This is a genomic window from Ensifer sp. LC11, from assembly GCF_001695835.1.
GTDB lineage: Bacteria > Pseudomonadota > Alphaproteobacteria > Rhizobiales > Rhizobiaceae > Ensifer.
Genome location: NZ_MBSO01000067.1, coordinates 51292 through 71901, shown reverse-complemented (window position 1 = coordinate 71901; position 20610 = coordinate 51292). Strand labels below are relative to the sequence as shown.

Genomic DNA, 20610 nt, shown 5'->3' with positions numbered 1-20610 from the left:
GGCTTCTTACTAGCCTATCCATTGCGTCGCTATTTTATAGATTTTTTTGAAAGTGTTGGTGAAGCAGCGACGTTCCCGCGACCTCCAGCAATGACACATAATGGCCTGAGGAGAAATGGGAGAATTGCATGTACGACTATGCCATCGCCTGGGATTGGCTGACCTTTGCCGTGAGATGGCTGCACGTCATCACCGCCATTGCATGGATCGGTTCGTCCTTTTACTTCGTCGCCCTTGACCTTGGTCTGAAGAAACATCCCGGCCTGCCGGTCGGCGCCTATGGCGAAGAATGGCAGGTGCATGGTGGTGGCTTCTACCACATCCAGAAGTACCTGGTTGCACCGGCCAACATGCCGGAGCACCTGATCTGGTTCAAATGGGAATCCTACGTCACCTGGCTTTCGGGCTTCGGCATGCTGTGCCTGGTCTACTACGCCGGTGCGGATCTCTACCTGATCGATCCGAACGTGCTCGACGTCTCGAAGCCGGTGGCGATCGCCATCTCGCTCGGTTCGATCGCCTTCGGCTGGCTCGCCTATGACACGATCTGCAAGTCGCCCTTCGGTCGTGACAACACGAAGCTGATGGTGCTTCTCTACTTCATCCTGGTCGGCATGGCCTGGGGCTACACGCAGCTCTTCACCGGCCGCGCGGCGTTTCTGCATCTCGGCGCCTTCACCGCGACGATCATGTCGGCCAACGTGTTCTTCATCATCATCCCGAACCAGAAGGTGGTCGTGGGTGACCTGATCGCCGGCCGCACGCCGGACCCGAAGTACGGCGTGATTGCCAAGCAACGCTCGACCCACAACAACTACCTGACGCTGCCGGTTCTGTTCCTGATGCTGTCGAACCACTACCCGCTGGCGTTCGGCACCCAGTACAACTGGATCATCGCCTCGCTGGTCTTCCTGATGGGCGTCACCATCCGCCACTATTTCAACACCCGCCATGCCGACAAGGGCAACCCGACCTGGACCTGGCTCGTCACAGCACTGCTCTTCGTTGCGATCATGTGGCTCTCGACCGTGCCGAAGATCCTTGCCGGTGGCGCCGAGGAGAAGATCTCGGCCGCGCAGCAGCCCTTCGTCGCGGCGGAAGCCTTTCCGAAGGTGCGCGACACCGTGCTTGGCCGCTGTTCCATGTGCCATGCCAAGGAGCCGGGCTGGGAAGGTCTGGTTGTCCCGCCGAAGGGCGTGACGCTCGAGACGGACGTGGAGATCGCCAACCACGCGCGTGAAATCTATCTGCAGGCCGGCCGTTCGCATGCGATGCCGCCGGCAAACGTCACCGGCGTATCGGACGAGGAGCGCCAGCTGCTGGTCGCCTGGTACGAGTCCGTCGTGAATGGAGGAAAAACCCAATGACCGAATTGCTGATCCGCGGCCGCGTCCTGACCTTCGTCGAAGAGCCCAAGGGCATCGACGATACCGCCTCCTATCGCTATTTCGAGGATGGCGCCGTGCTGGTGCGCGACGGCAAGGTTGCCGATATCGGAGAGCACGCCGAAGTCGCCCGCCGCGCCGGACCCGGCGTCAAGGTTGCCGACCATCGCCCTAATCTCGTGCTGCCGGGCCTGATCGACACGCACCTGCATTTTCCGCAGACCCAGGCGATCGCCTCCTACGGCGCGCAACTTCTCGAATGGCTGAACACCTACATCTTCGTCGAGGAGCAGAAGCTGCGGAAGCCGGAGCACGCCGACTTCATCGCCGGCCGCTTCCTGGACGAACTGCTGGCGAACGGTACGACGACGGCCGCCGCCTACTGCTCGGTGCATCCGGAAAGCGTGGATGCCTATTTTGGTGCGGCCGAAGCGCGCGGCATGCTGATGATCGGCGGCAAGGTGATGATGGACCGCAACGCCCCCGATGCGCTGCGTGACACGCCGCAGCTTGGCTATGACGAGACGAAGGCGCTGATCGCCAAGTGGCACGGCCGCGGCCGCGCGCATTATGCCATCAGCCCGCGCTTTGCCATCACCTCGACGCCGGAGCAGATGGAGATGAGCCGCGTGCTCGTCGCCGAGCATCCGGAATGCTACGTCCAGACCCATCTTTCCGAAAACAAGGACGAGGTGGCCTTTGCGACCTCGCTCTATCCGGAAGCCAAGGACTACACGGATATCTACGCGCGTTACGATCTCCTGACGCGCAAGACCTTGCTCGGGCACTGCATTTACCTGAGCGACCGCGAGATCTCCGTTCTTGCCGAGACCGGCGCCGTCGGCAATTTCTGCCCGACCTCGAACCTCTTCCTCGGCTCCGGTCTCTTCGACCGGGATCGCTTCGACAAGTTCGGCGCCCGCTGGTCGGTCGCGACCGATGTCGGCGCCGGCACCAGCTTCTCCATGCTGGAGACCATGGACGAAGCCTACAAGGTGTTGCACCTGCAGGGCCAGCGGCTGACGCCGTTCAACTCGTTCTACCGCATGACGCTCGGCAATGCCCGGGCGCTCGATCTCGACGATCGCATCGGTTCGCTGCATGTCGGCGCCGATGCCGACATCGTCGTGCTCGACAGCCGCGCCAAGCCCTCGATGGAACTGCGCATGCGGGTCGCCGGTTCGCTGGCGGAAGAGCTCTTTATCCTGCAGACGATGGGCGACGACCGTTGCGTTGCCGAGACCTACGTTGCCGGCAAGCCGATGAAGCGTGCCACGAGTGAGGCGAAGGATACGGCATTGGTGGCCAAGAGCCTAGAAACCGCCTGAACGGCATTGCACTGCCTTCTTGGGGCTCGCAGATCTGCAAGGATCTGCGAGCCCTTTTCGTTTCCGCGGCCTATTGCAACGGGGTGAGCGGCGCATTCTCCTGGGCGGTTACAGCTCTTCCGGCCGTTTGCCGCCCATCGCCTTGGTCAAGGCATCGGCGCGCTCGCGCACGATTGGGCCGAGCGTCGAGAGTTTCTCGTTGCTGACGCGCACCGAAGGACCGGAAATCGAGATACCGGCGATCGTCTCGCCATATTCGTTGAAGATCGGGGCGGCGACGCAGCGCATGCCGAGCGTGTGCTCCTCGTCGTCGACGGACCAGCCGCGGTGGCGGATCTCCTGGATGTCTTTCAGCAGCGCCGGCAGCGTGTCGCGGGTCTTGTCGGTGAAGTGGGCAAGCTCGCGGCCGCCGAGAAGCTGAGCGATCTCCTTGTCCGACCAGGTCGAAAGGATCGCCTTGCCGATGCCGGAGGCGTGCACGGGGCCGCGGCGGCCGGGGCGGAAGAAGGCGCGCATCGGCGCGTGGCTTTCGACCTGCGAGATGAAGACGACGTCGCCGCCTTCCTCGATGCCGATATTGGCTGTCTCACCGCTTTCCTCCATGAGGCCCTTGAGGAAGGGGCGGCTGATGGTGCCAAGCTTGCGGAAGCGCAGATAGGCATTGCCGATCTCGAATGCCTTGAGGCCGACGGTCCAGGCGCCCGTATCAGGGTCGTTCATCACCATGCCGTGGCCGGAAAGCGTCGTCAGCAGACGATGCACGGTGGATGGCGCCATGCCGGTCTCGTCGGCGAGCTGGGTCAAGGTTGAGCCGTCTCCCTGCGCCACGACCTCCAGCAGCGCGAGGCTGCGATCGAGCACCTGGACGGACGACGGCGCTGCATTTTCGCCCGCCTTGCGCCCGCGTTTTCCCCTGCCGTTGCCGTCCATCGATGCCTCTCCAAATCACGTCATTCGCCCATCATCCTCTATCAGGCCGCGAAGGGATTTTCTCCGATTTGTTGAAAATCTTTATTTCCACATGATGGAAATGATTTCCATTTGTGTATTGCGTATCGAAAATAATGGATTATCTTTTCAGGAAATTGGAGGAGTTCCCATGGCTAAGATGCGTGCCGTTGACGCGGCTGTTTATGTTCTGGAGAAGGAAGGCATCGGCTGCGCCTTCGGCGTACCTGGCGCTGCCATCAACCCGTTCTATTCGGCGCTGAAGGCGCGTGGTTCCGTCCGCCACATTCTGGCGCGCCATGTCGAGGGTGCCTCGCATATGGCGGAAGGCTACACCCGCGCCAAGCACGGCAATATCGGCGTCTGCATCGGCACATCCGGCCCTGCCGGAACCGATATGATCACGGGCCTCTATTCGGCCTCGGCCGACTCGATCCCGATCCTGTGCATCACCGGCCAGGCGCCGCGCGCCCGCCTCGACAAGGAAGACTTCCAGGCGGTCGATATCGCCAAGATCGCAGCACCGGTCACCAAGTGGGCGGTCACGGTCATGGAGCCGGCGCTCGTTCCCTTTGTTTTCCAGAAGGCATTCCACATCATGCGTTCCGGTCGCCCGGGCCCGGTCCTGATCGACCTGCCGGTTGACGTCCAGCTCGCCGAAATCGAGTTCGACCCGGACACCTACGAGCCGCTTGAAGCCTACAAGCCGAAGGCGACGCGCGCCCAGGCTGAGAAGGCGATCGCGATGCTGAACGAGGCGGAGCGTCCGCTGATCGTCGCCGGTGGGGGCATCATCAATGCCGACGCCTCCGATCTTCTGACCGAATTCGCCGAGATCACCGGCATCCCGGTTATCCCGACGCTGATGGGCTGGGGCACGATCCCGGATGATCATCCGCTGATGGCCGGCATGTGCGGCCTGCAGACATCGCATCGCTACGGCAATGCCAACATGCTCGCTTCCGACTTCGTTCTCGGCGTCGGCAACCGTTGGGCCAACCGCCACACCGGCAACGTTCCGACCTATACGGAAGGCCGCAAGTTCGTTCACGTCGATATCGAGCCGACCCAGATCGGTCGCGTCTTTGCACCTGACTTCGGTATCGTCTCGGATGCCGGCGCTGCCCTGAAGCTGTTCCTCGACGTCGCGACCGAATGGAAGACGGCCGGCAAGCTGCGTGACTGGTCCGCCTGGGCCGAAGAGTGCCGCGAGCGCAAGCGCACCATGCTGCGCAAGACCCATTTCGATCAGACACCGCTGAAGCCCCAGCGCGTTTACGAAGAGATGAACAAGGCTTTCGGCCGCGACACCTGCTATGTCTCGACCATCGGCCTCAGCCAGATCGCCGGCGCCCAGTTCCTGCACGTCTACAAGCCGCGCAACTGGATCAATTGCGGCCAGGCCGGCCCGCTCGGCTGGACCTTGCCGGCAGCACTCGGTGTTCGCGCCGCCGATCCGGACCGGACGATCGTCGCACTTTCCGGTGACTACGACTTCCAGTTCCTGATCGAGGAGCTCGCGGTCGGCGCCCAGCACAAGCTGCCCTACCTGCATATCGTCGTGAACAATTCCTATCTCGGCCTCATCCGTCAGGCACAGCGCGGCCTCAACATGGACTTCGAGGTCAGCCTCGCCTTCGACAACATCAATGCGTCGGGCGATGCGGAGAAGGGTTACGGCGTCGACCACGTCGCGGTTGCCGAAGGTCTCGGCTGCAAGGCGATCCGGGTGCGCAGCCCGAACGAGTTCCAGGAAGCCTTCGACCGTGCACGGGCGCTGATGGACGAGCACCAGGTTCCCGTCGTCATCGAGTTCATCCTCGAGCGTGTCACCAACATCTCCATGGGTGCCGACATCAATGCCGTCGTCGAGTTCGAGGAACTGGCGCTGCGCGGCGAGGACGTGCCGACCGCAATCACGGCCCTGCTCGACTGAGCAAAATGCGGGCGGTCTTCCGCCCGCATCCCGCTCCAAAGACAAACACAAGGAGGAGACATCGCATGGCGAAGTTCGCTGCGAACCTGACAATGCTGTTCAACGAGGTGCCGTTCCTCGATCGTTTCGCCCTTGCCGCCAAGGCCGGCTTCGAAGGCGTGGAGTATCTCTTCCCCTACGAGTTCGAAAAGGTGAGCCTGCGCGCCGAGCTTCAGCGTCACGGCCTGACCCAGGTTTTGCACAATCTGCCGGCCGGCAACTGGGCGAGCGGCGAACGCGGCATCGCCATCCTGCCGGACCGGGTCGACGAGTTTCGCAAGGGTGTCGCAAGCGCCATCGACTATGCGACGGCGCTCGACTGCAAGCAGGTGAATTGCCTGGTCGGCATTGCGCCGGCGGGTGTCTCGGAACAGGTGCTTCGCAACACGCTGGTCGCAAATCTCAAGCTTGCAGCAGGTGAACTGGGCAAGCAGGGCATTCGCCTTTTGATCGAGCCGATCAACGACTTCGATATTCCCGGCTTCTATCTCAACACGGTCGAACAGGCCGCTTCGATCATCGAAGAGGTCGGCAGCGACAACCTGTTCATCCAGTACGACCTCTACCATCAGCAACGCACCCAGGGCGAACTGATCGGCACCTACAAGCGCTTTGCCGATCGCATCGTTCACGTCCAGCTGGCCGACAACCCCGGCCGCAATGAACCGGGCACTGGCGAGATCAATTATCCCTTCGTTTTCGACGCGCTGAAAGCGGCCGGTTACGACGGCTGGATCGGTTGCGAGTACAAGCCGCGCACCACGACGGCCGACGGCCTTGGCTGGCTTGGCGCTGAGCGCAAGCGCACCCAATCCGCAGACATCATCAAGATCAGGAGCTAAGCACCATGGCAACAATCGGTTTCATTGGACTGGGTATCATGGGCACGCCGATGGCGCGCCACCTGCAGGATGCCGGCCACACCATCGTCACCTCGAAGTTCGTCATCCCGCCGCGCCAGGAGCTGCTCGATAACGGCCTGAAGTTCGTCGACACGCCGAAGGCGCTCGCCGAAACCGTCGACACGATCATCCTGATGCTGCCGGACACCCCGGAGGTCAAGGACGTCCTCTTCGGCGAAAACGGCGTCGCCTACGGTCTTTCCAAGGGCAAGCTCGTCATCGACATGAGCTCGATCTCGCCGATCGAGACGAAGGAATTCGCCAAGAAGGTTCGCGAGACCGGCGCCGAATTCATCGACGCCCCGGTCTCCGGCGGCGAAGTCGGCGCCAAGAACGCCTCGCTCTCGATCATGGCGGGTGGCGCCCAGGAAAGCTTCGACCGGGCTTTGCCGCTCCTGAAGCTGATGGGCAAGAACATCACGCTCGTCGGTGACTGCGGCGACGGCCAGGTCACCAAGGTTGCTAACCAGATCATCGTCGCGCTGACGATCGAGGCGGTTTCGGAAGCCCTCGTCTTTGCGTCCAAGGCCGGCGCCGATCCGGCCCGCGTCCGCGAGGCGCTGATGGGCGGCTTTGCCTCCTCGCGCATCCTCGAGGTGCACGGCGAGCGCATGATCAAGCGTACCTTCGATCCGGGCTTCCGCATCTCGCTGCACCAGAAGGACCTGAACTTGGCGCTGCAGGGCGCAAAGTCGCTCGGCATCTCGCTGCCGAACACGGCCGCCACGCAGGAACTGTTCAACAACTGCGCCGCCAATGGCGACAGCGGTCTTGATCACTCCGGTCTTGTCCGGGCGCTGGAGCGCATGGCGAACCATCAGGTCGCCTGAGACTTCTAGCAGGCACGAAACGCACATGATCCGCCCGGCGTCCCATTGTGCCGGGCCGGTCATGTGTCCGGGCGGCGGTTGGAGGAACCGCCGCCCGAGACATCATTAAGTACGGGGAGAAAAATGCCAGCGATCACTGACCCACGCCGTTTTCTCGAAACGCTGTTCACCTCGGCCGTTGCCGCGGCTGACCCGGAACGGGTGATCGTCGCCAACCTGCCGGAACGGCCGAAGGGGCGCACGGTCGTCGTCGGCGCCGGCAAGGGCGCTGCCCAGATGGCGGCTGCCTTCGAGCGCCATTGGGATGGACCGCTTTCGGGTGTCGTGGTCACACGCTACGGTTATGCCGCTCCCTGCGACAAGATCGAGGTGCTTGAGGCGTCGCACCCGCTTCCGGATGAGAATGGTTTGTTGGCATCGAAGCGCTTGCTCGCAGAAGTCAGCGGCCTGACGGAAGACGACCTCGTCGTCGCTCTTGTTTGCGGCGGTGGCTCGGCGCTTCTGCCGTCGCCTCCACCCGGCCTGACGCTGGAAGACGAGATTGCGGTCAACCGAGCACTGCTTGCCTCCGGCGCGCCGATCAGCGCCATGAACGCCGTGCGCAAGCACGTTTCGATGATAAAGGGCGGCAGGCTCGCAGCTGCCGCCTATCCGGCGAAGGTCGTCTCGCTGATCGTCTCTGATATTCCGGGCGACGATCCGGCGCTGGTCGCATCCGGGCCGACGCTCGCCGATGCAAGCTCGCGCGAAGATGCGCTGACGCTGATCGACCGCTACGGCCTGGAATTGCCGGCCAAGGTCATCGCCTGGATCAACAGCCCCGACAGCGCCGCGCCGTTGCCGGATGATCTGCGCTTTGCCCGCAACGAAGTGCGGCTGATCGCATCCGCCTCCGTCTCGCTCGAGGCAGCCGCGGCTGAAGCGCGTGCAGCCGGGATCGCGGCGATCATTCTGTCTGATGCGATCGAAGGCGAGGCACGCGATGTCGGCGGCGTGCATGCGGCGATCGCCCGTGAAGTCGCCGGCCGGGGACGGCCGTTCAGCAAGCCTGTCGTCGTGCTTTCCGGCGGCGAGACGACCGTGACGATCCGCGGCAAGGGCAAGGGCGGCCGCAACAGCGAGTTCCTGCTGGCCTTGGCGCTTGGTATCGATGGCGCCAAGGGCGTCTCGGCACTTGCGGCTGACACGGACGGGATCGACGGCTCGGAGGACAATGCCGGCGCTTTCGCAGACGACACGACCGTAGCCCGGCTCGTGGCGCAGCGGCTGGATGCTGCAGGACTGCTGCAGAAGAATGACAGCTGGACAGCGTTCGATGCGCTCGGCGATCTCTTCAAGCCTGGGCCGACCGGCACCAACGTCAACGATTTCCGCGCCATTCTGGTGCAGTGAGCCGCACGCAATTCCAGGAAAAGTGTGGAACGGCTTTCCGGCCGGGCCCGCGCGAGTAAAGGTCTCGTCCCGGCGCCTCCGCCGTCACGCGAAATGGCAGCTCACGGAGCCGTAGGGGCCGAAATCGGCAACGATCGTATCGCCATTCTTGGCTTCGATGGTGCGGATGAACGAACCGGAAAGAACGATCTGGCCGGGCTCGATCGCATCTCCGCACTGCGCGAGGCGGTTGGCAAGCCAGGCGATACCGCGGGCCGGATGATTGAGCACGCCGGCCGCAAGCCCCGTCTCCTCGATCGCCGCATTGCGCGAGACGATCGCGCCCATCCAACGCATGTCGACGGTATCGGGACGCACGGCGCGGCCGCCGAGAATGAGGCCGCCATTGGCGGCATTGTCGGAAATCGCATCGACGATGGTCCGCGTCCTCTTGGTCTTGGGGTCGGTTCGCACGATGCGCGTGTCGAGAATCTCAATTGCCGGCATCACATAATCAGTGGCGTTCAACACCTGCACCAGATTGACGCGCGGTCCCTTGAGACCAGCCTTCATGACGAAAGCGATCTCGGCTTCGACGCGTGGCTGGATGAAGCGATCGGCCGGAATGCTCGCACCGTCGTCGAACAGCATGTTGTCGAACAGCACACCGGAGTCAGGCGTATCTATGCCAAGCGCCTGCTGCATGGCATTGGAGGTCAAGCCGATCTTCCAGCCGATGATACGGTGGCCGTCGTCGCGCTTGCGCCTAACCCAGGCGGCCTGGATCGCATAGGCGTCATCGATCGTCATTTCAGGATGCTTGAGCGATAGAAGTCCGATTTGCTTGCGGTCGTGTTCCGCCTGATGCAGGCTTTCGGCGGCTTTGGTTATCTCGGTCGCATTGAGCATAGTCCGGCCCCTCCACTCCAGCGTGTCTTACGATACACCATGGCTGCCACGTGGGCACGGGTCGTCTTTTGACGTTCACACCGGCTGGCCAGCCAACATCAGGCCGAGGGCAATGAGAATAGAGCCGCAGGCGCGCGGAACCAGCCGGCTACCGCTGCCGGTCAGGCGCCCAAGTGTGAACGAGGCGAGGAACACGGCAGCGACGTCAGCGATCGAGAGGGCGAGGTTCACCAGCAGCCCGAACATCAGGAACTGCATTGACAACGGCATAGATGCCGTAGGGTCGACGAATTGCGGCAGGAACGTCACGAAGAACAAAGCTGTCTTGGGATTGAGGATTTCGACGACGATGCTGTCACGCAGGACGCCGGGTTTGGCCGCTCCGGTGTGGGCGGTGTGTTTCCCGGCCCCGAGCAACATGGTTGCGCCGAGCCAGATTAGATAGACGGCGCCCGCGAGCTTGATCACCGTATAGAGAAGCAGTGCATGATGCAGCAGGGCGGCGAGCCCGAGGGCAGCCGCAGCGATATGGACGTAGCAACCGATATGGATGCCGAGCGCGGCGAGAAACCCCGCCTTGCGTCCATGGGCGAGCGTCTGGGCCGTCATGTAAAGGATAGCCGGGCCCGGCATGCAGGCAAAGATCGCTGTGGCAAGCACAAACGAGATCCAATGCTCCATCGAGGGCATGGCTGTTCCTCCAGATATCGCCGACCCTTCTCGGGGTGGTGTCCAATCGTCGATCCACGAGAATCGTGGTTCGATCTGGCGGAAGAACTACGCTTGGTTGTATCAGCGAGACATACGGCGGATGCCGTATTTCGCCCTGTGGGCCGGCACGCCCATGCTGGCGTGGTTAAGGGAGTGTGACCGTCAAAGCAGGCGGAGAGAAAATGCGGCCATCATCCGATCGGCAGGCCGATGCGCATGGCATAGGCGGCGATCTCTGCCGCATTGTGCAGGCTGAGCTTGCGCATCAGGTTTTCGCGATGCTTGCGCGCCGTCAGCGGGCTGATGCCGAGGCGATCGGCGGTTTCGCGCGCCGTCAACCCTTGCGCTGCGAGTGTCAGGATCTGCATCTCGCGCCGGGTAAGGGGGACCGGCGAAAGAGCCGCATCGGTCAATGGCGGCGGCTGGTGGCTTCGAGGATCATCGACAGCGAAGCGAACCGCCTGGCTGAGATAGACTTCGTTTCGCAGCATGGCATCGAGCGCCGCGTTCAATTCGGCGGGATCTCCGCTCTTCGTAAGATACCCGCTGGCACCGGCGGCGATCGTGGCCCGGACGGTGCGGGCTTCGATGTTGGCCGTCAGCACCAGGATCTTCATACGCGGCGCAATCGCCCTGAGTTCGCTGATGAACTGCACGCCAGCGACCCTCGGCATGCCGAGATCGAGGATCACCAGGTCTGCGCCGCCAGCCCGCACGATGGCTGCCAGCGCCTCGCCGTCGGCAGCCTCCGCAACCACCGATACATGATCCATGGTGGAGAGCAGCAGCTTCAGGCCTTCGCGAACGATGGCGTGATCGTCGGCCACCACGACCGTCAGCAGTTTGCGCATGTAAGCAATCCTTCATCGATTTCGGCAATTGTCGGCGGCTACTGCACAGCATCGAGAGGGGAGCGGCAATGGACACTCGCGAGCATCTGCAACCTCTCCTGATAGACTTATTATTTCGTCAATCTTACGCGGTGCTTTTTGCCAATTTCGCAATTCCACTGCCGGTTGCTTATGTCCTGCGTGAATGGGTGCCGGCAAACCTGCTCTTGACCTGGATCGCTGCCCTCTATCTGCTGACGTTCGCCCGCATCCTTCTCGACTGGCGCTATCGGCGCGAGCCCGATGAACAGCGCAAAAGCGATTGGGGGCGATGGGCCTGGCGTTTCACCTTGCTCTCCTGGCTTTCGAGCGCCCTGTGGGGTGCGCTTGGCTGGGTTGCTTTCCTGCCGGACGAGCCGCAGACGCTCGCCTTCATCTGCATCGTCATCACGGGCATTGCCAGCGGCGCGGTGCCATCACTGTCTGCTTTTCCGCTGGCTTACGCCGGATCGCTGCTGGCGATGTTGCTGCCTTTCGCGATCCGCTGCTTCATGGGCGACGGTCCGATCTATGACACCTATCTGGTCTTCACCATCTGCCTCTTCGGCGTCGACCTCTACTACAGCCGCGTCACCCATCGCACTCTCGCAGAGACCGTGCGGCTGCGTTTCGAGAACCTGTCGCTAATTGGCGACCTGCAGGAAGAACGCGACAAGGCGCAAAGCGCTGATCGCGCCAAGTCGCGTTTCCTCGCGGCGGCGAGCCACGACTTGCGCCAGCCGATCCATGCGCTCGGCCTCTTCATCTCCACGCTCGGTGCGCTCGCCCGAAACGGCGACGTGCCGGCAAGGAACGGGCGTGATCTTGCCGAGCGGGCACGCTCCGTCATTGGCAGCCTGAGCGGTCTGCTCGATGCACTGCTCGATATTTCCAAGCTTGATGCCGGCGTGGTTGCCGTGGAGCGCGAGCCGGTCGCCCTGCGGCGCCTGTTCTTTGACCTCAAGTCGGAATTCTCCAGCATTGCCAAGGGACAGGGGCTCGACTGGCGCGTCGTGGTGACCGATGTCTGGGTCGATACCGATCCAATGATGCTGAAGCGAATACTCGACAACCTGCTTTCCAATGCCTTTCGCTACACGCAAAGCGGCCGAGTGCTGATCGGCTGCCGACGTCGCGGCGGATCGGTCGAAATCCAGGTCTGGGACACAGGCGTCGGAATCCCCGAGGTGGACCGGGAGGCAATCTTCGAGGAGTTCGTTCAGCTCAGAAACCCGGCACGCGACCGCGCTCAGGGACTGGGACTGGGTCTTGCGATTGTCCAGCGCACGGCCGCTCTGCTCGGGCATCCGATCACGGTGGTTTCAACGGAGGGGCGCGGCTCGGGTTTCTCCATCACCCTGCCCATCACCGCTCCGATCCCGTCACCGCAGAAGATCCGTCCGGATTTGACGGCCGCGACCCACCACGGGGGCATCATCGTCATCGATGACGAACGCGACGTGTTGGAAGCAACGGCATTGCTCCTTGGAACGCTCGGCTATCGGGTCTACGCCGGTCGCTCGGCGGTGGCCGCCTGTTACGAGCATACGAGGGCTTCGAGCCAGGGCGCAGCACCGGTCGATCTTGTCATCACGGACTACCGCCTCGAAGACGGCGAGACGGGAATTGGCGCCGTTGGAGCAATCAAGCGTTATCTCGGCAGGGACGTACCGGCCTTGATCCTTTCAGGCGATACCTCGCCGGCGCGGCTGAAGGAGGTGACCGCCAGCGGCCACCGACTGCTGCATAAGCCGCTCGACGCCGAGCGCCTCGAAGAGGAAATCGCGGCTGCACTTTGGGGGGACACTCCCGAAAGTGGACGCAACTCTACCGCTATTCGATGAAGACGCGAACGCTTGCGGCGCGGCCGACCGCGTCGATGACGGTGAGCGTCGAATAGCCGACACCGTCGGGTTGCCATTGTGTCACTCGACGGCGGGTCAGCTCCGGCAACGGCCTGCCGTTGGCAAGCCAGCGGAACGGCGCCCGCCCGCCCTGAAGCTTCAGCGTCAACGGTGAGATCGCCTGATGATCTGCGCCGAGTTCGACACGTGCTCCCTCGGGCGGGAAGACGATCTGCGGCGCCGGCTCGCGCGCCGAGGCATTGACCAGGCCGCTTGCAGTCAGCGAGAAGCGGCGCTGGCTGATTGGCAGCTCCGCTTGCGAAATGCGGATCGCCCCGGCCGGCGCGTCCGGGAGCGGCTTGATGCCGAAGCCGGATTTGGCAAAGCCTTCGAAGAGGATGGGCGCGGCGCTGCCGTAGCCGGTGAGGCCCGGAACCGCGCCATTGTCGGGCCGGCCAACCCAGACCCCGAGCACATGGCGCCCGTCATAGCCGACTGACCAGACGTCACGATAGCCGTAGCTCGTGCCGGTCTTGTAGGCGATGCCGCGCTGTCGGCTGCCCGTCGGCGGCAACACGCCCGAGAGCGCATCGGAGACATTCCAGACCGCGACAGGAGACAGCAGCGGCTCCGCCTCGATCAGGCCGGCCTTGCCATCAATGCCGTCACCGAGCCTCAAGGGGAAGCCGCGATTGGCAAGGGCGGCATAAAGCTGGACGAGGTCGCGCAGCGAAAGCCCGACGCCGCCGAGACCGATCGCAAGCCCCGGCGCTTCGCCTACAGGCAGCGCCGGTTTCACCTCGCCGCGGCGGAAGCGCATCATCAGTTCGGCCGGGCCGACGGCGTCGAGAAGGCGGATCGCCGGCACGTTCAAGGACAGTTGCAACGCCTCGCGCACGCTGACATCGCCCTGATAGCTCATGTCGAAGTTGCGTGGACGATAGCCGAAGAAATCCGCCGGCCGGTCCTCGATGATCGTCTCCTGGCTGACGAGCCCTTCCTCGAACGCGAGACCATAGATGAACGGCTTGAGGGTCGAGCCGGGCGAGCGCGTGATGCGGGTCATGTCGATCCAGCCGGAACGGCTCGGGTCGAAGTAATCGGCCGATCCGACCGACGCGACAATCTCGCCGGTTCGCGCATCGGCCATGACCATCGCGACCGAAACCTTCGGACCCAGCTTGGTGGCGCCTTCCTTTGCCACGGCCTCGAGGTTGCGTTGGACCGCAAGGCGCAATGTCGTCTGATGCTGGATGGCCTTCGGGTCCTTGCGAAGGGCCCGTTCGGCGAGATGCGCGGCATAGGCGGGAAGCTGCAGGCGGCGCGAGGGGACGGAGGTTGCGACGGCGCGCGCGGCCTCACCGTCCCCGATCACATCGGCAACGGCGAGACGTGCCAGCACGCGCTCACGGGCGGCGACGGCTGCGGCATGGTTGCGATCCGGCCGGCGCTTCTCCGGCAGTTGCGGCAGGGCGACGAGCAGTGCCGCTTCGCCGGCGGTCAGCCGCTTCGGCTCCTTGCCGAGCCAGGCGAGGCTTGCGGCGCGCACGCCCTCGATGTTGCCGCCATAGGGCGCATGGGTGAGATAGAGGTTGAGGATCTGCTCTTTTGAAAGCCGTCGTTCGATCTGGATCGCACGGGCGATCTGCAAGAGCTTGGCCGTCACCGAGCGTTGCTGGCGCGGTTCGATCAGGCGGGCGACCTGCATCGAAAGTGTGGAGGCGCCGGAGACGATGCGACCGTTGCTGACAAATTGCAGCGCCGCGCGCCCGAGCGCCAGGAAGTCGACACCCGAATGCTCTTCAAAACGTTGATCCTCGTAGGCGATCAGCATCTTGAGGAACTGCGGATCGACATCGCCGACCGTGGTCTTCAGTCGCCAGAGGCTGTCCGGCGTGGCGAAGGCTCGCAGCAATTGCCCGTTGGCATCGAGCACCTCGCGCGAGACGACGTCAGCCTCTTCGAGTGGCGGCGGGAAGGCCTCGTCGGCCTTCTCGATCGCAAAACCCGTCAGCCCCGTCAGCAGTAGGCAGACGGGCAAGGCGATCAGCAGTTTGCGCCCAATCGACATGATCTAGCCTATTGCGCAGCGAGCACCTCCATGCGCCCGGTGGCGGTGCGAGCCGACAGTTGCGGCCGGTACATATCCTCGACCGTGGCAGCCGGATGGTCGTAGACACCAGGGGTGACGGCACGCACCACATAGGCGAGGGTCACATCCCGGGCGGCACCGGTGCTCCGGTCGATCGCCGCGACGAAGCGGTCGTTGCGGAACTCCGAATGGGTCGCGGTGATTTCGCCGAGCCATTCGAAATTCGTCAACTGAGCGCTGTCAACGAGGCTCGGATTGTCGATCTGGAATCCGGCCGGCAGCAGGTCTGTCACCAGCACGCGCGACGGCCAGTCGTTGGTCTCCGTCATCTTGAGCACAACGACGTAGCGCTCGTTCTGGCGTGCCTCCATGACGTTGGCCTCGGCGCCGTCGAGCGTATAGTAGGTACGCTCTATGGTAAAACCGTCGCCGCCGGCCGAAAGCGGTTGAGCCGGGGCGGCGACGCTGGTGACGACAGCCGAAACCGGATCGGCGCCCTGATTGCGGATTACGACCGGATGGGTCACGAGCGCGTCGCCGGTCATCTGGGCCGCATAGCTGCCGGTCTTCGATGCGCCGTTGACGTCCAGCGCCATGTCTTCATCGCCGTTCTGAATGGCACGGGCGGCTAGCAGCATCCAGGCCTGTTCCTGGGTGCTGGTGTAGGTCTTCTGTTCCCATTCACGCGCGACGATCTTTGACAGTTCCGGAACGATCGGCGGGACCGGACGGCTTTCAGCGGCAAGCACCAGTACGGCGGCGTTGTCGCGCAGGGACGAACCGTAATCGGAGCGCGACAGGCTGACATTGACGAGGCCGGTCGACATGTTGGCCGCCTTGGCAAAGGTATCCTGCGACCCCTGTGCATCGCCATAGAGCGCCAGAGCCGCGGCAATATGGGCCTTGGCGAGCGGTGTCGGGAAGTCATTGATCGCCGTGTTGGCGTAGTAACGCAGATCGTTGATCGCCGCCTTGCGGTTGCGCGCGAGCACGTAGAGCCCGTAAGCGATCTCGTTGCCGCGGTCCTTGACATTGGTGTCGTAGCCGACGCCGTTCTGCAGGTTTTCCAGCGCTTGGACCATGGCAGCCTCAGGCACGTCGTATTTCTGCTCGCGGGCGCGGGTCAGGAAGTCGGTGACATAGGCGTCGAGCCAGAGATCGCCATAGCCGGGGCCCCACAGGCCGAAGCTGCCGGACGATGACTGGTAGGAGAGCACGCGATAGACAGCCTCCTGCACGCGCTTGGTCACGCCCTCATCGTCGGCGAGACCGGATTGCTTCGCAAGTTCGCTCAAATAGAGCAGCGGCAGCGCCCGGCTCGTCGTCTGCTCGGCGCACCCATAGGGGTAGCGATCGAGCGTCATCAGCAGCGCCGGCATGTCGAAGGCAGCCGCGCGCGTGACGCTGAGATTGACCGATGCGCCCTGCAGGATGCTGTCGGCGAGCAACTGCCCATCGACCGTAAGGCTGCTTCCGGGCGCGATCGCAACGACCTGCCGCTGCGTGATCGGCAAGGTTGCCGGACGCACGAGCATATCGAGCGACTGCTCCAGCGAAAGGCCGTTGGCGCCCGTCAGTGCGACCGTGACGACACCGTTTCCGGGATATTGCCCGACCACCGGCAAGGTTATCGAGGTGCGACCGCCCTGGTCCAGGGTTACCGTGTTGCCCGTGCCGGGTTGTTCGACCGTTGCAGGTCCGCTGGTCGTTACGTGGATCTGGTAGTCACCCGCCGGCGCGTCGGTATTGGCGATATCGAGCCTCAGCTCGGACCGGTCTCCGGGCGCCAGGAACCGCGGCAGGCTGGCGGTGACGACCACCGGGTCGCGGATCACCACGTCGCGCGTGGCGTGGCCGACACCGGATTTCGTCCAGGCGACGGCCATCAGCCGCGCCGTGCCGTTGAATTGCGGGATGTCGAAGCTGACGGTCGCCTTGCCGTCACCGTCGAGCTGCACTGGCCCCTCGAAGAAGGCAACGAGCTTTTCCGTGGGCGGGCTGCCCTGGAGCGCCACCTGGCCGCCGTCGCCGCCGGTGCGCAGTTTTCCGGTAGCGCCAAGCGAGCTATCGATCAGGCGGCCATAGAGGTCGCGGATCTCAAGCCCGAGCTGCCTCTGGCCGAAATACCAGGCTTCCGGATCCGGCGCCTCGTAACCGGTGAGATTGAGGATGCCGACGTCGACGGCTGCGAGCGTCACATAGGCTTCCTCGTTGGCACCAGCACCGGCGACCTGAAGGCCGATGTCGAGAGCGCCGCGCGGCTCCATTTTCTCCGGAGCGTTCAGTGTGACGGCGAGTTTGCGCTCGGCCGGGTCGACCGAAAGCCACTTGATGCCGATCGAGCGCATGGGCATGCGGCTTTCCTGGGCATCGCCAGGCCGATAGAGCGTGGCTGTGACATAGGCGCCGGCGCCCCAGGCTTCGGTCACCGGCAGCTCGACCTCGCCGCCTTCGGCGGCAATCGACGCTGTCTGGGTCGTGATCAGGTTTTCGGTGCCGACGGTTACCAGCAGTTCACCGGCAAACCGCGGCGAAACCTTCAGCTTGGCCGTATCGCCGACCGCGTATTTCTCCTTGTCGAGCGCGATCTCCAGGCCATCGGGCGTTTCCGTCGAGGTGGCGGCGACATACCAGCCGGCATCGAATTCGACGCTGGAGGTCGGGCCGTCGATCGAGGCCGTCTCGACCTCCAGGCGGTAGCGCCCCCAGCCGACAGGCACGGCGATCTCGCCGCCATCTTCGGTCAGGTCGACGCTGCCGTTTGCCACCTGCTTGGTGGTGACGACAGGCTCATACTTCCAGGCACTGCCGTCGCGGTACCAGTGATAATTGCGTTCGACGCTGATCAGCTTCCACAGGAGGCCGGGCATGGCGGTCTTGCTGCCGTCCGGATCGACGGCGATGACGCGGAACTTGCCAATCGAGTTTTCGGCAAGTTCGCCTTCGAACTCCGGCTTGATGCCGAGCATCGGGCCTTCGGCGCGCACCGGTAGCTTCAGTGAGCGCTCGACAGCGCGGCCGCCGGCTTCCCGCATGCGGACGGTGACGGTGGCGTCGAGCAGCTGTGTGGTCGAGGGCACTTCGTCGATGAAGACGTCGAACGTGGACTTGCCTTCCTCGTCGAGCGCCGAAAGCTCCTCAAGCGGCAGGCGCGTGTCTTCGCTCGCCTCTTCGTCTGCAAGGCCGAAGGAATAGCCCTTGAAGGCGGCGTTCTCGCGCGTCGGCTTGATGGCCACTTCGCCTTCGAGCTCGAGACCGGCGGCTGGCGCGCCATAGAGATAACGTCCGTCAACGGCCACGCTCGCCGCCTCGCCAACGGCGATTTCCTTGGCGTCGCTGGTCAGGTCGAATTCGGTGCGATCGGGCACGAAATCATCGACGAGGAACTGCTTCTCGCCGATGGCAGGAGATTTCGGATCGGTGAAGATCTGCATCGTCCAGGTGCCGCGCATGGCGTTGGCCTGAACGTCGAGATCGAGTGTATGGCCGCCGAGCTTGCCGCCGGCGCTGGTCATTCGGCGATACTCGACCCCATCGGGCCGGAGGAAAACGAAGGTCAGCGGCAGGTTCTCGATCGCCATGCCGTCGACGTCGCGGGCAAGCGCTGCCGCATGCACTGTTTCGCCGGCGCGATAGATGCCGCGCTCGGTCCAGGCGAGAATGTCGATGGCGCCGGGGGCCGCGCGACCGGTGACGCCGCGATCGGACAGATCGAAGCCGGCACGGCTCATGTCGAGGAAGACGTAGTCGTCTTCACCCTTCCTGGCGGTGATGACCGCGGGGGTCAGTCCCGCCGTGCCGCGGATCAGGCCCGCCGTGAAGGTGACACGGCCATCGCCATCGCTGGTCGCCGTACCCAGGATCTCGTTGTTCTTGGCGACGAGCTGCAGTTCGACGCCTTCAATCGGCTCGGCCGACGCAAGCGAGCGCACGAAGACGTTCAGCCCGTCCGTGCCGGCATAGGTGGAAAGGCCGATATCGGAGACGACGAACCATTGCGTCGCGCGCGCATCCCACTCCTGGCTGATACCGGTGGTCGGCGCCGCCGTCAGAACGTAGACGCCGGGCTTACGCTCCGGCAGCGCTTCATCGACCGGGAAGCTGGTGACGACCTCCTTGTTGACGTCGCGCTCGATGTCGATCGTGCCCTGCCAGACGAGTTCGCCGCTTTCATCTTCGATGCGCTGGGCACTGTAGCCGTCGAGCTGGGTGAGGAACTGCGAGCTCTGCAGCACCTGGGCGATGCTGCGGTCGCCGACGCGATAGAGTTTGAGTTTGGCGCTATCGGTGTTGACCGACACGAGCGGGATCCCGCGGCGCGCGGTCGACGGCAGCACGAAGCTGTCACCGGTGAAACGCACCATCTGGGCGCGGTCGGCGACATAGATGTCGAGATTGACCGGCGCCTCCAGCACTTCGTCGACAGTGGAGGGCAGGCCGGTGCGAAGCGTCAGTTTGTAACGCTCGCCATGCGAAAGGCCCTCGACGCAGATCTGATCGCCTTTGGCTTCGAGCGCCTTGGGTGCTGCGCCGTTGACGGTGACGAAAGAGGCATAGTCAGCGCCACTCTTCAAGAGCTGTTCGGAAAACTGCACGCAGGCGCGCGGCGTCGCAGCGTCGGAATCGATCGTATGCTCGACGACGCGGAAACCCTTGCGCTGCTTAAGATCGAGATAGGCGGCCTCGGCCGACTTCGCCTTCACCAATTCCAGGCTCGCCTTGTAGGCGTCCAATGCGGCGCGGTAGTTTTCAGCGCCTTCGAGCGATTTTGCCATAACGGCGAGCGCATGCGCCCGGCTTTCGGCCGTGCGGGTCAGCTCGTAGCCGTTGATCGCGGCGATCGCTGCTTGCATCGACACGGCCGAATTGTTGGTGATGCGGTTTGCCGTACGCGCCGCTTCCAGCCAAAGCTCGGCTTCATCGGGCGTCACCGCCAGCGCGCCCTGGAAGGCCTTCAGCGCATTCTCGATATTGCCCAGGCCGGCCTGGCCGCGCGCCATGTCGATCAGCGTATTGACGCCCAGGCCCTGCTGGTCGTCGGCAAGCGCGAGATTGGCCTTGGTGTTGCGGGCGTCCTGCAGGATCTGGTCCGACAGGAACTTCAGGCGCGGCGGCGCGCCGATGTCGGCTGCGGCTGCCTGCGGCTGTACGACCTTGCCGGCAATGGCGCCTGGGAAGGCGTTCAACTGATTATAGTCGGACTTGAGGAAGCACCACTTCACCTTGGGATTGTAGGTGAAAGCGCGGCAGGACTGATCGGCGATACAGGTCTGCTGGCATTCGTCGAGCGAGACGTTTTGCTCGGTCCTGAGATCGAAGCCGAAATAGTCGCCATCCTTCGTTATCTCGACCTGGCGGCCGGTCTCCTGAGCAGCGGCGGGGTTTCCCGCGGTCAGAAGGGACAAAAGGAGGGTGGAAAGGCCGAAAAACGCGCGCACAGACATCA

At 63.6% G+C, this 20610-nt stretch carries 13 protein-coding genes; 7 read left to right on the top strand and 6 right to left on the bottom strand.

Annotation, left to right across the window (positions count from 1 at the left end; genetic code table 11):
- Positions 1–128: 128 nt before the first annotated feature.
- Complete coding sequence (locus BBX50_RS27135; protein ID WP_065778390.1) at positions 129–1367, top strand: urate hydroxylase PuuD; 1239 nt, start codon at positions 129–131, stop codon at positions 1365–1367.
- Entirely contained in the window at positions 1364–2713 is a 1350-nt protein-coding gene (guaD, locus tag BBX50_RS27130) for a guanine deaminase (RefSeq protein ID WP_065778389.1), read from the top strand. The genes BBX50_RS27135 and guaD overlap by 4 nt, the downstream gene beginning before the upstream one ends.
- Positions 2714–2821: 108 nt before the next feature.
- Here the strand turns inward: guaD and BBX50_RS27125 are convergent, their stop codons facing one another.
- Positions 2822–3643 carry an IclR family transcriptional regulator gene (locus tag BBX50_RS27125; RefSeq protein WP_065778388.1) on the bottom strand — a complete coding sequence of 274 codons (822 nt, stop codon included), beginning with the start codon at positions 3641–3643 and terminating at the stop codon, positions 2822–2824.
- Between the two features lie 169 nt (positions 3644–3812).
- Here BBX50_RS27125 and gcl point away from each other — a divergent pair, with 169 nt between their 5' ends.
- From gcl to BBX50_RS27105, 4 genes are all read left to right on the top strand, one after another.
- Complete coding sequence (gcl, locus tag BBX50_RS27120) at positions 3813–5597, top strand: glyoxylate carboligase (RefSeq protein WP_065778387.1); 1785 nt, start codon at positions 3813–3815, stop codon at positions 5595–5597.
- A 65-nt stretch (positions 5598–5662) separates the two neighbouring features.
- Positions 5663–6478, top strand: coding sequence for a hydroxypyruvate isomerase (gene hyi, locus BBX50_RS27115; RefSeq protein ID WP_065778386.1), 816 nt, complete (start codon positions 5663–5665; stop codon positions 6476–6478).
- Positions 6479–6483: 5 nt separating this feature from the next.
- Positions 6484–7368, top strand: coding sequence for a 2-hydroxy-3-oxopropionate reductase (locus BBX50_RS27110; RefSeq protein ID WP_065778385.1), 885 nt, complete (start codon positions 6484–6486; stop codon positions 7366–7368).
- Between the two features lie 123 nt (positions 7369–7491).
- A complete protein-coding gene (locus BBX50_RS27105; protein WP_065778384.1) occupies positions 7492–8760 on the top strand; it encodes a glycerate kinase in 1269 nt (422 codons plus the stop codon).
- A gap of 84 nt (positions 8761–8844) precedes the next feature.
- Here the strand turns inward: BBX50_RS27105 and hpaH are convergent, their stop codons facing one another.
- The 3 genes from hpaH to BBX50_RS27090 all read right to left on the bottom strand — a co-directional run bounded on the left by hpaH (position 8845) and on the right by BBX50_RS27090 (position 11210).
- Entirely contained in the window at positions 8845–9648 is an 804-nt protein-coding gene (gene hpaH / locus BBX50_RS27100; RefSeq protein ID WP_065778383.1) for a 2-oxo-hept-4-ene-1,7-dioate hydratase, read from the bottom strand.
- A 75-nt stretch (positions 9649–9723) separates the two neighbouring features.
- A complete protein-coding gene (locus BBX50_RS27095; RefSeq protein WP_065778382.1) occupies positions 9724–10338 on the bottom strand; it encodes a LysE family translocator in 615 nt (204 codons plus the stop codon).
- 212 nt (positions 10339–10550) lie between these two features.
- The gene (locus BBX50_RS27090; protein WP_065778381.1) at positions 10551–11210 is read right to left on the bottom strand and encodes a response regulator transcription factor; all 660 of its coding nucleotides are present in this window, start codon (positions 11208–11210) and stop codon (positions 10551–10553) included.
- Between the two features lie 131 nt (positions 11211–11341).
- On the opposite strand from BBX50_RS27090, the gene BBX50_RS27085 reads away from it, so the two are divergent.
- Positions 11342–13072, top strand: a complete 1731-nt coding sequence (locus BBX50_RS27085; protein ID WP_244513235.1) for a hybrid sensor histidine kinase/response regulator — start codon at positions 11342–11344, stop codon at positions 13070–13072.
- On the opposite strand, the gene pbpC is transcribed toward BBX50_RS27085, so the two are convergent.
- Both pbpC and BBX50_RS27075 read right to left on the bottom strand, forming a co-directional pair.
- Positions 13062–15143: a penicillin-binding protein 1C gene (gene pbpC, locus BBX50_RS27080; RefSeq protein WP_065778379.1), complete on the bottom strand. Its 2082-nt coding sequence runs from the start codon at positions 15141–15143 to the stop codon at positions 13062–13064. The two genes, BBX50_RS27085 and pbpC, sit on opposite strands and share 11 nt — an antisense overlap.
- Before the next feature lie 8 nt (positions 15144–15151).
- The gene (locus tag BBX50_RS27075) at positions 15152–20602 is read right to left on the bottom strand and encodes an alpha-2-macroglobulin family protein (RefSeq protein ID WP_065778513.1); all 5451 of its coding nucleotides are present in this window, start codon (positions 20600–20602) and stop codon (positions 15152–15154) included.
- Positions 20603–20610: the final 8 nt, after the last annotated feature.

Bases quoted from the DNA above. Each gene is read 5' to 3' on its own strand.
- BBX50_RS27095 (WP_065778382.1), bottom strand. From the start codon at position 10,338: ATGCCCTCGATGGAGCATTGGATCTCGTTTGTGCTTGCCACAGCGATC.
- pbpC (WP_065778379.1), bottom strand. From the start codon at position 15,143: ATGTCGATTGGGCGCAAACTGCTGATCGCCTTGCCCGTCTGCCTACTG.
- BBX50_RS27125 (WP_065778388.1), bottom strand. From the start codon at position 3,643: ATGGACGGCAACGGCAGGGGAAAACGCGGGCGCAAGGCGGGCGAAAAT.
- BBX50_RS27110 (WP_065778385.1), top strand. From the start codon at position 6,484: ATGGCAACAATCGGTTTCATTGGACTGGGTATCATGGGCACGCCGATG.
- BBX50_RS27090 (WP_065778381.1), bottom strand. From the start codon at position 11,210: ATGCGCAAACTGCTGACGGTCGTGGTGGCCGACGATCACGCCATCGTT.
- hyi (WP_065778386.1), top strand. From the start codon at position 5,663: ATGGCGAAGTTCGCTGCGAACCTGACAATGCTGTTCAACGAGGTGCCG.
- guaD (WP_065778389.1), top strand. From the start codon at position 1,364: ATGACCGAATTGCTGATCCGCGGCCGCGTCCTGACCTTCGTCGAAGAG.
- BBX50_RS27135 (WP_065778390.1), top strand. From the start codon at position 129: ATGTACGACTATGCCATCGCCTGGGATTGGCTGACCTTTGCCGTGAGA.
- BBX50_RS27105 (WP_065778384.1), top strand. From the start codon at position 7,492: ATGCCAGCGATCACTGACCCACGCCGTTTTCTCGAAACGCTGTTCACC.
- gcl (WP_065778387.1), top strand. From the start codon at position 3,813: ATGGCTAAGATGCGTGCCGTTGACGCGGCTGTTTATGTTCTGGAGAAG.
- hpaH (WP_065778383.1), bottom strand. From the start codon at position 9,648: ATGCTCAATGCGACCGAGATAACCAAAGCCGCCGAAAGCCTGCATCAG.